This window comes from Bifidobacterium scardovii JCM 12489 = DSM 13734 (assembly GCF_001042635.1).
In the GTDB taxonomy this organism is placed as follows: domain Bacteria; phylum Actinomycetota; class Actinomycetes; order Actinomycetales; family Bifidobacteriaceae; genus Bifidobacterium; species Bifidobacterium scardovii.
This window is the reverse complement of the sequence record NZ_AP012331.1, coordinates 1,545,530-1,559,102: the sequence shown is the minus strand read 5'-3', so window position 1 is coordinate 1,559,102 and position 13,573 is coordinate 1,545,530. Positions and strand designations below refer to the sequence as shown.

Here is a 13,573-nt window from a genome sequence, read left to right as displayed (position 1 = left end):
GTGGCCGATGTGTTCATTTCCTCAAAAAAACGGCGTTTTTCCTGTTTTGGCTGAATCCTCGCTGGCGTGCCGTCAGACCCAATCGTCCGGTTCGATGCCCTGGGGGCCTACGTATTCGCCGTTCGGCACGTAGCTCGGCTCGCCGTTGTCCTCGAGGATCGCGTCCGAGAACATGACCACATCGCGGCCGAAGGTCCAGTCGCCCCTGATGGTCACCGAGTTCGCGGCGGCCAGCGACGGGATCGAGTACGGGAAGCGCTCGTTGAAGTCGTGGATGTTCTTGTAGTAGCGCGGATCGAGCGTCACGTTCGGGAAGATGTAGTTGCCGTCCTCCATCTCGTACGAGTCGGTCAGGTGGAAGCGGTCGGAGCGCATGATGAACAGGTCGTCGGTCGTCTTGACCGGCAGGAAGCGCATGCGGTCGACCTGCACGCAGATCGCCCCGTCGAACAGCCCGATCGCGGCGCCCATCGCGGTCTCCAGCTGCACGACCGGCGTCGACTCCGGATCGGTCGGGTCCACGGTCTTGCGGTTGCGGATCACCGGCAGCGGCAGCACGCCGTCGTATTCGGCGAGCTTGGCCTTGAGCGCGTCGATGCGTACCCAGATGCTGTTCGTGTTGAAATACGGGTGCTTCTTGATGTTCTGCGCGTCCGCCTTGTCGTCGGGATGCACCTGGCTCATCTCGCGCAGCATCAGACGGCCGGTGGCCTTGTCGCGCACGATATGGCCGCCCTTGCGGTCGGCGTAGGTGCGCGTGGCCACCTCGATCATGAACGGCGCGCCTGTGTTCTCGAAATGCTGGGCCAGCGTGCGCGAGGGGCGGGCGCCGAGGTTGTCGGAATTGGAGATGAACAGGTACTTGAACCCCCGCTCCTCAAGTGTGTCGAGCAGGCCGGACTCCCAGATCGTGGAGAACAGGTCGCCGTGGCCGGGCGGGCACCATTCCAGCTCGGGGTCGGCATCCCACGTCACCGGTTCGCCGGTCGCCTCGACGATCTTCGGCTCCTGATGCTGCACGATCTCCATCGGCACGTCGTGCTGGCGGAACTTGCGGTGGTGGCGCAGCACCTTCATCGTGTCCTCGGATGTGCAGAAGGAGTTCATCAGCGTCAGCGGCAGCTCCACGCCGAGCCGCGCGCGGGCCGTGAGCACCTGGCCGATGATGATGTCGATGAAGCGCATCTGCTTGGCCTTGTGGCGGCGCACCGGCAGCAGCGACTTCGCGCACTCCAGGCCCATGGAGGTGCCCAGGCCGCCGTTGAGCTTGAGGAACGCGGTCTTGGCGAAGGCCTCGACGGCCTTGTCGTGGTCGATCGTCTCGTAGACGTCGTGGAAGCTCGGCACGCCGGTGAGCGGCGCCACCGCATCCTCGCGGATCCAGCTGCTGGCCTCCTCGTGGCGCCACACGTCGTACAGACGGCGGAACTGGGCGATCGAGACATCGCTCATGCCGTGATCGCGCATTTTAGACGCGGACAGGTCGAACACATCGGACATTTTTTGCACCCCCACCGTAGTACGGCACGTTTGGTTTTGCTTTCGTCAGCTCCAGACCAGTCTAGTGGATGGCCGGCGTTCCGTCTCCCCCTCGGCGTTGTTTCCCTGTGAACATACCGTGAACAAGCTGGATACGGCGGGGCTGGCGGGTGGGTGCGTTAAGGTACGCAATGACATCCCATCGCCCGACCGCGCTTCGGATGCGCGGCTATCAAGGAGGACACCAGTCATGGCATACGCGAAGAACGCGCCGTTCCGCGCCGACGTGGTCGGCAGCTACCTGCGCCCGGCCGAGCTCAAGGAGGCCCGGGCCGATTACGAGGCGGGCCGCATCGACGCCGCGGCGCTCGCGGCCGTGGAGGACAAGGCCATCGAGCATCTGGTGGAGCGCCAGAAGGCGTCCGGCCTGTGCGTGATCACCGATGGCGAGTTCCGCCGCGGGTGGTGGCATCTCGACTGCATGTGGGGCTTCGCCGGGGTCGAGAAGGTCGCCATGGACAAGGGATACGTGTTCCACGACGAGGAGACCCGCGCCGAATCGGCGCGCCTGAGCGGGCGCATCGCCTTCGACGGCGACCACCCGTTCATCAGCCATTTCCGGTTCCTCAAGCGTTTCGAGGACGACACCGTCGTGGCCCGCCAGACGATCCCCTCCCCCTCACAGCTGTACGCCGAGCTGTTCCGCCCGGAGAACATCGCCTCCGTGCACGAGTTCTACGGCGACGACCAGGCCGCGTACGACGCGTTGGCCGACGACACCGCCGCCGCGTTCCGCGGGCTGATCCTCGCGCTGTACGAGGCCGGCTGCCGCAACGTGCAGCTCGACGACTGCACATGGGGCATGTTCTGCGACCCGAACTTCAACTCGCACTATTCGCCCGAGGAGTTCCGCGCGCTGCAGGAGCGGTATGCGGCGATGAACAACGCCGCCATCGCCGGTCTGCCCGGCGACCTGGTGGTCACCACGCACGACTGCCGCGGCAACTACCATTCCACATGGGCCTCCGCTGGCGGCTACGCGACCGTGGCCGACGTGCTGTTCGGCACGGAGAACGTGGACGCCTACTACCTGGAGTTCGACGACGACCGTTCCGGCGACTTCGCGCCGCTGGCCAAGGTCTCGGGCGACAAGAAGGTCGTGCTCGGCCTGATCACCTCGAAGAAGCCCGAGCTCGAGGATCCGGACGTCATCAAGGCCCGCATCGCCGAGGCCGCGAGGTTCCTGCCGCTCGACCGCCTGTGCCTGTCCACCCAGTGCGGATTCGCCTCGACCGAGGAGGGCAACAAGCTCACCGAGGACCAGCAGTGGGCCAAGATCGCCCTCGTCCGTTCGATCGCCAAGGACGTGTGGGGCGAGGACTGACGCCCTGGCCGGCCGGGCCTCGCTTCACGCTTCGCCGTGCGGGCCCGGCCGGCGTTTTTTCGTTCCCGTCACGACGGCTCCCGACGAGGGGAGCCGTTCTCCGTCCGGCGGGGCTTGGTCCGCAATCCCGGACCATGTGAATCACGGGCCGTGGCGGCCCATCATGTGGCCGGGCGATGCGGCCTGGCCGCCCGTCTCGCCCCGATGGCATGGAATTTACGGGCGTTCCTGCGTTTGGTCGGACTTGGCGGATTTGCCGGATTTGGCGATGGCGGCGTTGCTGCGCAGCACGGACAACCAGATGATGGTTTCGTCGATCGCGCCCAGATCCAGCTCGTAATGGATATGGCTGCCCTGACGGGAATCGGATACCAGACCGCCGGCCTTGAGTTTCTTCAGATGGTACGAGAGCCGCGACGGCGCCAGGCCGACGGCGGCCGCCAATTCGCCGGCGCCCATCGCGCGCGAGCACAACGCGTCTAGAATCCGGCGGCGGGCCGGGTCGGACAGCGCGTCCAGGGTCTCCTGCACTCCCATGCCGTTCCTCCGTCTCCGCCAGTGGGCCGTCCGTCTTTGCCTTCCGCCATGACCTCGCCGATCCCTTTCGGGATAAGGCGTTTCAACTTTCCTTGAAATGTTCCGAGACCAGTATACCTCGATTTCAAGAAAAGTTGAAATGATTGGATATGCCTGAATGCGGGGTGGCCAATGAGAGCTACCCTCGAGTTGTCGGTGCGCGCCTATGCATACCGGCCGATATGGAACGTTCCAATGCGCTGTTATGTGCCTGCGCAACCGGTTTCTTTACTGGCCGTCGCACCGACAACTCGCCCCTGCGGCGCATGGCGCGATGCGGGGCGGCGCAGCAAGCTCCGCTGCCCCGCATGGACGCGTGGTTATGCAGCTTTTGCGGCGTCGCTGATGCAACGCAGCGCGTTGAGGGTGCGCGGATAGCCGATGTAGGGCATGCACTGCGAGATGACGGCGATGAGGAAGGGCTTTTCGTTGCCGACGCGCATATTGGCCGCCGCGTGACTGGTCAGCTGCGGTTCGCAGCCGCCTTGCGCGGCGAGGAAGCACAGCGTGATCATCTCGCGTTGGCGCACGTCGAGCCCGCCTCGCGTGTAGTAGTCGCCGAAGCAGTTGTCGGCGAGCCATTTGTTGATGTGGCGCGTCTCCTCGGGGCCGGAGTCCGCGAATCCGCGCATGCGCTCGCCGAAGATGCCGATCTGCGCCCGCTCCCCCGCCGCGGCGCGGGTCTCTGGCGTCGTGGTCGACTGCGGGGGCAACGGCATGGCGACGTTCATCGCGCCGAGGATCTCGTTGGTCTTTTTCAGGAACGGCAGCACGCGCCCGAACCCGAGATAGGCGACGGCCTGGTAGACGATCTCCTTCGCCTGCACGGCGCTCACGCCCGATTCGAAGGCGACCGGCAGCATGAGCTCGTACTCGTCGACGCCCTGGCACCCGATCAGGGCGGCGAGGATCGCCGTCGCGCGGGTGGCGTCGTCCAGATCCGGGTGGTTGGCGCCCGGCTCGTGCACCACCTCGTCGTAGGCGAAGTTCGAGAACAGCTCCACGAATTCCGGGTCGGTTTCGGCGAGCGCCCTGTCGTTGTTCCAGAACTTGTTCATGCGGGTCTTCAGTTCCTCGAACATGATGTCTCCTTTGCGTCCGATTCCTCTATGCGTCCGTGCGTGCGGCCCGGCCGGTTCCCGTCACCGGCCGTCGTTCCGGCCGGGCGTTCGGGCCGGCGTCTGGCCGGAGTTCTGCAACCGTTTGACCTTCTCCACGATATCGTGGTTTTCCTCGAGCAGCCGGTCGGCGTCCTGGCTGCGCCCTTCGGCGATGGCCCGCCAGTACAGGGTCTTGAAGGACACGTACGCCTGCTGCATGCGGATGCTTTCGGCTTTGGCCGCGAGCCGCAGCGATTGGGCGTCCAGCAGCTCCACCTGCCGCCGGGCTCCTTCCGGGCCGTCAAAGCGGTTGCGCAGGTATTCGCGCATCGCGTCCAGCGGCATGCCGGTCGCCGCCAGGCATGACACCGTCGTCAGCGCTTCCAGGTCGTCGTCGGAGTACGCGCGGTGCCCGGAGCTGGGGTCGCGCGCGATGGGGTCGATGATGCCGATCTGCTCGTAGTAGCGCAGCGTCGATTCGGGCAGTCCCGAAATCATCGACGCCTCGCGGATCGTATGCCATGCGGTCGTGCTGTTCATAAGTCCGTACTGTACGAACTTCGAGCGCTTGAAGACAATCGGCGACACTCCGGCGACGGCATGGTTCCGGAGCGTTTGGCCGGCTTTCCCGTTCTCTGCCGGCGAAGACCCGCGCGCCGGGCCGCGGCGCATACAATGTGGCGCGGAGAGGAGTTTCCATGTCGTTGACCAATGAACAGCGCGCCGCGACTATTCGCGAGTTTCGTGAGAACATGCGCAGACTGGGACTGACCGCGGAGCAGGTCGGAGAGGATTTCGGCGTGAGCGCGGCGACCGTGGAGCGGATCGTCGAGCTCAGGTCGGGGGTGCTGGAGTATCCGTGGATCATACGCCGGTATCTGCTGGACAAGGCGCACGAGGCCGGTGTCGAGCTCGTGCCGTTCACCGCATTGCGGGGCGACCCGCATGGGTATTGGTTTCTGGACGGATCGATGATCGATCGGGGCGCGATCGACGGCTGACCGCCGTTCCCCCCTGTGACGCACATCACGTCGCCCTTTGCCGAACAACCCTTGTTTTCCCCGCAACGTGAACGATACCATCTCGAAACATGGCACATAGCGAACATCACACAACCGCACAACATCCCGAGAACGGTCAGGCCGGCGCGCTGCCGCAGTCGGACCGCGACGTGGCGCATATGCAGGGCCATTGGCTGCTGGCGCGCATCGGCAAGCGCGTGCTGCGCCCGGGCGGCGAGAAGCTCACCAGGCGCATGCTGGCGGAGACCCTGATCGCCGGACGCGACGTCGTCGAATTCGCCCCGGCCTCGGCCGCACCACGCGGCTGATCCTGGACGACAGGCCGAAAAGCCACCGCGGCGTCGACCGTGACCCGCAGGTCGTCGACATCATCACGCGTCTGGCCGCCGAACAGACCGGCATTCCCGCGTCCTGCGTGCGCGCCGACGCGGCCGACACCGGACTGGAGCCGGACAGCGCCGACACGGTGATCGGCGAGGCGATGCTGACCATGCAGACCGAAGGCGGCAAGCGCGCGATCATCGCCGAGGCGTTCCGGCTGCTGCGCCCGGGCGGCACGTATTCGATCCATGAGCTAGGCCTGCAGCCCGACAGCCTCGACGAGTCCGTCAAGGACGAGATCAGGCAGGCCCTGGCCCGCAGCATCAAGGTCAACGCGCGCCCGCTCACCGAGGCGGAGTGGCGCCAGCTGCTCGAAAGCGAGGGCTTCGAGGTGCCGCGGAGCGGCAAGGAGCCGATGGCGCTGCTCAACATGAAGCGCAATCTGGCCGACGAGGGCATCGGCGGCGTGCTGCGCATCCTGCGCAACGTGCTCGGCGACAAGGACGTGCGCGCCCGCGTGCTCAGCATGAAGCGCACCTTCAGCAAGTACAGCAAGGAACTGACCGGCATCGCGTTCGTCGTGCGCAAGCCGGCCGAACGGTAGACCGCGGCCGTGCCGCGTCGGTACAATCAACATGCCATCGGTCCCGCCGCCGCAACCGGCGGGGCGACAACCCAAGGAGATCAAGATGAGCGATGAGCAACGCCACTGCAACGGCGACTGCGGTTGCAAGCACAAGAAGGAACAGGCCGCGGCGGGTGCCGAGGCGCATATGGTCGATATCGCCGATCTGGCGTCGATGATCGAGGTCCAGACCGAGGCCACGGTCTCGCGCACCGTGCTGAAGGAGGACGGCCTGCGCACCGTGCTGTTCGGCTTCGACAAGGATCAGGTGCTCACCGAACACACCGCGGCGATGCCCGTCATGATCCAGGTGCTCGAGGGCAAGCTGCGCATCGGCGCCGAAGGGCGCGAGACCGTGCTCCAGCCCGGCGGCGTGGTGTACCTCGGCGCGCGTCTGCCGCACACCGTGTACGCGCTCGAGCCCAGCAAGATGGTGCTGTCGATGTTCGACACCCGCGCCTGACGGCTGCTGGCGCAGCCTGCATCCATTCCGGCTCCTCTCTGTTGAGAGGAGCCTTTTTTGATTGGAATGATCGGCGCGCATCGGGCAGCAAGCGCGCAGGCGTCTTGCCGGGAACCGATGCGGCCGGCCGTTCTCCTGCCGGATGGATAGGCCCGGCGGACCGTCCGTCCGGCGGCAGGGTCAGCTGGGTCAGAAGAGGCTCATCGGCTCGCTGTGATCCAGCGGGGCGATGAGCCTTCTGCCGTCTCCGGACAGCGGGGCGACCTCGTGGAAGCGCAGGGCGCGCGACAGTTCCGCGCCAGCCTCGCATACCGGGCGCAGCAGCCGCGCCCCGTCGATGGACCGGTCGAGCCATTCGCCAGTCATGTCGGCGGGCACCAGCATCGGCATCCGGTCATGGATTCGTGCGAACTCCTCCGCGGCCGGGCAGGTCAGGATCGTGGCGGTGAGCAGCCAGGGCGCCGAGGCGTTGGGGCGCCACCACGAATACAGTCCGGCCATGAGCAGCGGAGCGTCATGCTCCGCGTGGAAGTAGAACGGGCGGCGGCCCTTCCACTCGTAGTATCCGCTCGCCGGGATGACGGCCCTCATCGACTGGACCGATTCGGCGAAGGTGGGCTTGTGCTGCGCAGACTCCATGCGGGCGTTGTAGGTCGGGTACGACAGGGTTTTGCTGGCTGACCAGCGGGGAATCAGCGACCAGTGGGCGCCGTTGAGATGCCTGCGCCCGTCGCGGCCCTGGGCGACGATGCCTATGGTCTGCGTCGGCGCGACGGCGTACGAGGCCGGCGGCAGCCGGTCGGAGACGTCGTCATCGTCCACGGCGAACTGTCGCGCGATGGCGTCCCAGTCGAGGTCCATGGCAAAACGTCTGCACATGAAGGCCCAGTCTACGCGGATTCCGGAGGATACGGCGCGTGCGGGCCGATTACGCCCGGAACATAACCGCCGGCCACGGTGCCTGCGCAACGCTCCCCACGCAATGCCGTCCACCGTGATGGCCGTTGGCCTTGGCGTTAAGAATTCTCTCCGCCCTCGTGTTCCGCGCATCCACCACGCCCCTGCTGGCTTACAGCCCCACCGGAGCCCGAAGCGGACCGTATGCCAGCAACGGCAAGGGTTTCCAGCACTGTATCAGTTGGTTGTATAACAGTTTTGCAACTGTTACTGTCGCTCCTATAACAGTGTGGAACCGCCCGAAAAGCGCGTGATAGGCCGCTTCCCCGCGTACGGTTGCGCGGCTGTGTCGAGTTGTCGGTGCGCGGGAAAGTATAGAAACCGGTTGCCCCGCCCGATATTCGGGGCTTGGAACGTTCCAAACGGCTCCGTCCGGCAACCCGCGCACCGGCAACTCGCATTCCCTTGACCAAACGCGGTCGGCCGGGCCGCCGGGTGTTATCGGACGAGCGAGGCGCCGAGCTCCCGAATGCCATCGAGCTGCGCCGCCGCGGCACGTCGCTTGGCCGGATCGTCGTCGCCCATGGCCAGGTTGTCCACGTAGACGAGTTTGGCATCCGTCACGCCGCAGTATTTGGCGAAGGTCTGGCGGCGGATCTGGTTGTCGAGCGCCTCGCCGATGCCGTCGGACTCGTACCATTCCCGGGACCCGCCGGTCAGCAGGATCACGCGGACGGTCTTGCCCGCCAGCGCGCCCGGGCGCCCGTCGGCGTGGTAGGCGAAATCGCGGCAGATCACCCGGTCGAACAGGCCCTTGACCATGGCCGGCATCGTGTACCAGTAGACCGGGAACACGATCGCGATCACGTCGGCCTCGGCGAGGCGGGCCTGCAGCGCCGCCACGTCCTCGGGCATCGGCCCACGGCCCAGGTAGTGCGCCCGGTCGGCGGCCGTGTACACGGGATCGAACCCGATCCCGTACAGGTCGATCAGTTCGGTGCGCGCGCCCTGCGCGCCGGCGCCCTCGGCGAAGGCCTCGCCCGTGGCGTTGGTCATGCTGGACGGTTCGGGATTGCTGGTGATGACAAGAACATTGCTCATTGCCCCATTGTCTCGCTGATCCGGACGAAAAACCACCCATGACACGCCTTGTCCGGCACCGCGACGCCGCCCGATCAGGGTAGAGTAAGAGCTGGTACCGAATACAAGGGGGTTTGCATCATGACCGAGATCATGGCCGATCACACTGACGAGGGCAGACTGCACACGCTGCGCCACGCGGCGTACCGCGGGGCGGACGTGCGCGCGATGGAACGACCCCTGCTGGACGGCGGCGTGCCGCTGATGCGCATGGCGGCGAACGTCACGGCCCATGTGACCGCCGGACTCATCGACGAGGAGGGGGTGGCGCTCGCGGATGCGCGCATCGCGCTGCTGGCCGGCGCCGGCGACAACGGCGGCGACGGGCTGTACGCCGCGGCCGCGCTGGCGGAGAACGGCGCCGCCGTGACCGCCGTGGTGGTCGGCCGCTCCCTGCACCGCGAGGCGTTCGCCGCGTTCGTGCGCGCCGGGGGCAAGGTGCTGGTGCTCGACCCGGCCTCCGAGGTTCCCGGCTGCGCCGCGGGGTTCGGCGCCGGCGAGGCCGGCGAACGGCTGCGCGCGGCCGTCGAGCTGGCGCAGCACTGCCATGTGATCATCGACGCGATGACCGGCATCGGGCTGACCGGCGAGCTGCGCGGCATCGCCGGCACGCTGGCCGCCTCGCTCGGCGTGACCGGCGGCATCCCCGACCGCACCGCGCTGCCCTACGGCGAGACCGCCGGCGAATTCCCCCTGGTCGTGGCGGTGGACACGCCCTCCGGCGTCGGCGTGGACGACGGCGCGATCACCGGCCCGTACATTCCGGCCGACGTGACCGTGATGTTCGGCGCGATGAAGCCGTGCGCCATGCTGCCTCCGGCCGCCTACGCCTGCGGCCGCGTGACGCTCGTCGACTTCGGCTTCGACCTGGCCGGGCACCGCCCCGTGATCGAATCCGTGTCCGGCGACACCGCCACCGAGGCGATCAGGCTGCCGCGGCTCGCCGACGCGAAGTACTCCCGCGGCGTGACCGGGCTGATCACCGGATCCGCCAGCTACCCGGGCGCCGCCGTGCTCTCGACCAGGGCCGCCGCGCGCACGAACGTCGGCATGATCCGGTACATGGGCCCGGAACGCGCACGCGCCATGGTGCTCGACGTCACCCCGGAGGCCGTGCTCGGCAAGGGGCACGTCCAGGCGTGGGTCGTCGGTTCCGGCGTGCCGTCGGCGGAGGCCGATGAGGATCAGCGCGACGCGCAGCGCCAGACCATCGCGAAGCTGCTGTCGCACTATGCCATCTCCGACGATGACGACGACGATCTCGCCTACGACATGCCGCCGGTGGTCGTGGACGCCGGCGCGCTCGACCTGCTGCCCGACGAGGTGCCGCCGCAGGTGGTGATCACCCCGCACGCCGGCGAATTGGCCGCGCTGCTGTCCGATCGCGGCGAGGACGTCGACGCGGAGGCCGTGCAGCTCGAGCCCCTGCACTGGGCGCTGCGCGCGCACGAGCTGACCGGCGCGACCGTGCTGCTCAAGGGCGCGATCACCATCGTGGTCGGCGAGGCGAACGACGCGGATGACGCCGAGGCCCCGGCCTCCGCGGTGCGCCCGAGCACCGCCGGAACGCTGGACGGCGAAGAGGCCGCCGACATCGAATTCGACGAGTCCGGCCCCGACGACGCCGAACCCCGGATGCTGGTCGTCGGCCGCGCGCCCGCATGGCTGGGCACCGCCGGTGCCGGCGACGTGCTCGCCGGCATGATCGGCGCCCTGATCGCCCAGCAGGACGAGGATGAGCCGGTGATGGACGCCGTCGCCGCCGGCGCCTACCTGCACGGGTACGCGGCGGCCATCGCCTCCGCCTCCGACCAGCGCGGCTTCAACCCGCCGGTGATCTACGGCACCGCCGCGCGCAAGCCGATGGGCACGCTCGGCCATCCGATCATCGCCTCCGACGTGATCGACGCGATCCCCGAGGCGGTCCGGCGCCTGCTGTCGTGAGCGCCGCGCCCGAGCGGCCGGCGCGTTACACTGGGCAACGGCATTGTTCGACCAGCTGATTTGAGGAGCATCATGACCAACGCCCCCATCACCGACGTGATTTTCGACTTCTGCGGCGTGCTGCTGGACTGGCAGACCCGCGCCTGCCTCGAAGGGCATTTCGATCAGGACCTGGTGGACGCGATCTGCGCCGACGACGACCCGCACGGCTTCTTCCGCTACGAGGACCGCATGGACGCCGGCGAGGACTTCGACGCCATCTATCCCGACGTGGTGCGCGAGCAGGGCGACGGGATCGCCGGCGTCTTCCGCTACTACATCGGCCACTACGGCGACGCCCTGCCCCGCATTCTGCCCGGCATGGTCGAGCTGCTCGCCGACCTGCGGGCCAACGGCTACGGCGCGTGGGGGCTGACCAACTGGTCGCATGAGACCTTCCACATCGCGTTCGAGAAGTACCCGCGCCTCGAGGAGCTGCTGCAGGGCACCGTCGTCTCCGGCGTGGAGAAGATGCACAAGCCGAACGCCGACATCTACGAGCTGGCGCTCAGCCGCTTCGGCCTGGACACCGGCCGGTGCGTGTTCTTCGACGATACGGCCAGGAACGTGGTGGGCGCCGACGAGGTCGGCATCCACGGCGTGCTCTTCGAGAACGCGCTGCAGGCGCGCGAGTCCCTCGCCGCCCTCGGCGTGCGGCTCTAGTCCGCCCCGCCGGCGCCCTTCAGCCCGGTGTACAACGTGTAGTACCGGCCCTGCTGGGCGATGAGCTCGTCGTGCGTGCCGCGTTCGATGATGCGCCCGGCCTCGATCACCATGATGCAGTCCGCGTTGCGGATCGTCGAGAGGCGGTGCGCGATCACGAAGGTCGTGCGGCCGCGCATGAGCTGGTCCATGCCCTCCTGGACCAGCGCTTCGGTGCGCGTGTCGATCGAGGAGGTCGCCTCGTCGAGGATCAGCGCCGGCGGATCGGCCACCGCGGCGCGGGCGATCGCCAGCATCTGGCGCTGCCCCTGGCTCAGGGACGCGCCGTCCGCGGACAGCTGCGTGCCGTACCCGCCGGGCAGCCGTTCGATGAAGGTGTGCGCGTTGGCGAGCTTCGCCGCGGCGATCACCTCCTCGTCGGTGGCGTCGAGACGGCCGAAGCGGATGTTCTCCATGATCGACCCGGAGAACAGGTGCGTGTCCTGCAGCACCATGCCCAGCGACCGGCGCAGGTCGGCCTTGCGGATGTCCGCGATGTCGATGCCGTCGTAGGTGATCGACCCGGCGTCGATGTCGTAGAAGCGGGTGATCAGGTTGGTGATCGTCGTCTTGCCGGCGCCCGTCGATCCCACGAGCGCGATTTTCTGGCCCGGCTTGGCGAACATCGACATGTCGTGCAGGATCGTCTTGCCCGGCACGTAGCCGAAGCTCACGTCCCTGAGCCGGATGTCGCCGCGCATCGGCACGATGACGGACGGTTCCGCGGCGCCGGCCTCCCGGCTCCCGGGCTTCCACCCCCACCGGTCCGTGCGCCGGTCGGATTCGACCAGGTTCCCCTCGCCGTCGCGGCGCACGCTGACCAGCGTGACCGTGCCGTCGTCGGATTCGACCCTGCGGTCGAGCAGCTTGAAGATGCGGTCCGCTCCGGCCAGGCCCATGACGATCGCGTTGAGCTGCTGGCTGACCTGGCTGATCGGCATCGTGAAGCTCTTCACGAAGGTCAGGAAGCTGACGAGCGCGCCGAGCGTGAGCCCCGTGGCGCCGCTGACGGCCAGCGCGCCGCCGACCAGCGCGCACAGCACGTACGCCACGTAGCCAAGCTGGTTGTTGATCGGCCCGAGGAACCCGGAGAACTTGTTCGCGTTGTTCGAGGCCTCGTACAGCCGGTCGTTGAGCGCGCGGAAGTCCCGTTTGGCGGCCTGCTCGTGCGTGAACACCTTGACGACCTTCTGCCCGCTCATCATCTCCTCGACATAGCCGTTGAGCGCGCCGACCGACTTCTGCTGGCGCGAGAAGAACGTGCCGGACTTGCCGGTGAGGACCTTCGTGGTCCACACCATGACGCCCGAGACGACGAGCACCACCACGGTCAGCGGCACGCTCAGGTAGATCATGCTCACCAGCACCATCGCGATCGAGATCACCGAGTTGATGATCTGCGGCACCGACTGCGAGACCATCTGGCGCAGCGTGTCGATGTCGTTGGTGTACAGGCTCATCACGTCGCCGCGCGAATTGGTGTCGAAATAGCCGAGCGGCAGCCGCTGCATATGCGAGAACATGCGGTTCCTGAGCTTCATCATGAAGCCCTGCGTGACGAAGGCCTTCATCACCGCGCTGACCGCCGAGGCGGCGATGCCCGCCGCGTACAGGGCCGCCATGGCGCCGATCGCGCCGAGCAGGGGCGCGAAATCGTGGTCGCCGGTGGTGACCATGGGCATGATGTAGTCGTCGATGAGCGTCTGGAAGAACAGATTGCCGCGCACCGACGCGAAGATCGTCACGACGATCATCGCGATCACGACGCAGTACTGCCATCCGTACAGGGACAGCACGAAGCGCATCAGCCGCATGAAGGTGCGGAACGGATGGTCGAGCTCGCGCCCCTGCTTGGCTCCCGCGGCCATGCGGCCGGCATTG

The 13,573-nt window shown here is 67.2% G+C and carries 14 protein-coding genes; 7 read left to right on the top strand and 7 right to left on the bottom strand.

Going from position 1 to position 13,573, the window contains the following annotated elements; genetic code table 11:
- Positions 1-72: 72 nt before the first annotated feature.
- Positions 73-1,500 carry a UTP--glucose-1-phosphate uridylyltransferase gene (locus BBSC_RS06420; protein WP_033519031.1) on the bottom strand — a complete coding sequence of 476 codons (1,428 nt, stop codon included), beginning with the start codon at positions 1,498-1,500 and terminating at the stop codon, positions 73-75.
- Between the two features lie 229 nt (positions 1,501-1,729).
- On the opposite strand from BBSC_RS06420, the gene BBSC_RS06415 reads away from it, so the two are divergent.
- A complete protein-coding gene (locus BBSC_RS06415; protein WP_033519030.1) occupies positions 1,730-2,863 on the top strand; it encodes a 5-methyltetrahydropteroyltriglutamate--homocysteine S-methyltransferase in 1,134 nt (377 codons plus the stop codon).
- Positions 2,864-3,079: 216 nt separating this feature from the next.
- Here the strand turns inward: BBSC_RS06415 and BBSC_RS06410 are convergent, their stop codons facing one another.
- The 3 genes from BBSC_RS06410 to BBSC_RS06400 form a co-directional block, all read right to left on the bottom strand.
- Positions 3,080-3,400, bottom strand: a complete 321-nt coding sequence (locus tag BBSC_RS06410) for an ArsR/SmtB family transcription factor (protein ID WP_049183166.1) — start codon at positions 3,398-3,400, stop codon at positions 3,080-3,082.
- Positions 3,401-3,759: 359 nt separating this feature from the next.
- Complete coding sequence (locus BBSC_RS06405) at positions 3,760-4,521, bottom strand: carboxymuconolactone decarboxylase family protein (protein ID WP_033519029.1); 762 nt, start codon at positions 4,519-4,521, stop codon at positions 3,760-3,762.
- Between the two features lie 60 nt (positions 4,522-4,581).
- Positions 4,582-5,079: a MerR family transcriptional regulator gene (locus BBSC_RS06400; protein WP_081893081.1), complete on the bottom strand. Its 498-nt coding sequence runs from the start codon at positions 5,077-5,079 to the stop codon at positions 4,582-4,584.
- 158 nt (positions 5,080-5,237) lie between these two features.
- On the opposite strand from BBSC_RS06400, the gene BBSC_RS13300 reads away from it, so the two are divergent.
- From BBSC_RS13300 to BBSC_RS06385, 4 genes are all read left to right on the top strand, one after another.
- Entirely contained in the window at positions 5,238-5,540 is a 303-nt protein-coding gene (locus tag BBSC_RS13300) for a DUF2316 family protein (RefSeq protein WP_081893078.1), read from the top strand.
- 89 nt (positions 5,541-5,629) lie between these two features.
- Entirely contained in the window at positions 5,630-5,869 is a 240-nt protein-coding gene (locus BBSC_RS14220; protein WP_231649363.1) for a hypothetical protein, read from the top strand.
- Positions 5,836-6,486: a class I SAM-dependent methyltransferase gene (locus BBSC_RS06390; RefSeq protein WP_231649367.1), complete on the top strand. Its 651-nt coding sequence runs from the start codon at positions 5,836-5,838 to the stop codon at positions 6,484-6,486. The genes BBSC_RS14220 and BBSC_RS06390 overlap by 34 nt, the downstream gene beginning before the upstream one ends.
- Before the next feature lie 85 nt (positions 6,487-6,571).
- The gene (locus BBSC_RS06385; protein ID WP_231649362.1) at positions 6,572-6,970 is read left to right on the top strand and encodes a cupin domain-containing protein; all 399 of its coding nucleotides are present in this window, start codon (positions 6,572-6,574) and stop codon (positions 6,968-6,970) included.
- Between the two features lie 189 nt (positions 6,971-7,159).
- On the opposite strand, the gene BBSC_RS06380 is transcribed toward BBSC_RS06385, so the two are convergent.
- Together BBSC_RS06380 and BBSC_RS06375 are read right to left on the bottom strand one after the other, a co-directional pair.
- Positions 7,160-7,849, bottom strand: a complete 690-nt coding sequence (locus BBSC_RS06380) for an SOS response-associated peptidase (protein WP_033519028.1) — start codon at positions 7,847-7,849, stop codon at positions 7,160-7,162.
- A gap of 516 nt (positions 7,850-8,365) precedes the next feature.
- Complete coding sequence (locus tag BBSC_RS06375; RefSeq protein WP_033519027.1) at positions 8,366-8,968, bottom strand: NAD(P)H-dependent oxidoreductase; 603 nt, start codon at positions 8,966-8,968, stop codon at positions 8,366-8,368.
- Positions 8,969-9,100: 132 nt separating this feature from the next.
- On the opposite strand from BBSC_RS06375, the gene BBSC_RS06370 reads away from it, so the two are divergent.
- Together BBSC_RS06370 and BBSC_RS06365 are read left to right on the top strand one after the other, a co-directional pair.
- Complete coding sequence (locus BBSC_RS06370) at positions 9,101-10,951, top strand: bifunctional ADP-dependent NAD(P)H-hydrate dehydratase/NAD(P)H-hydrate epimerase (protein WP_033519041.1); 1,851 nt, start codon at positions 9,101-9,103, stop codon at positions 10,949-10,951.
- A gap of 72 nt (positions 10,952-11,023) precedes the next feature.
- Positions 11,024-11,653, top strand: coding sequence for an HAD family hydrolase (locus BBSC_RS06365; RefSeq protein ID WP_033519026.1), 630 nt, complete (start codon positions 11,024-11,026; stop codon positions 11,651-11,653).
- Here the strand turns inward: BBSC_RS06365 and BBSC_RS06360 are convergent.
- Entirely contained in the window at positions 11,650-13,560 is a 1,911-nt protein-coding gene (locus BBSC_RS06360) for an ABC transporter ATP-binding protein (protein ID WP_197074462.1), read from the bottom strand. The genes BBSC_RS06365 and BBSC_RS06360 overlap by 4 nt on opposite strands.
- Between the last annotated feature and the right edge of the window lie 13 nt (positions 13,561-13,573).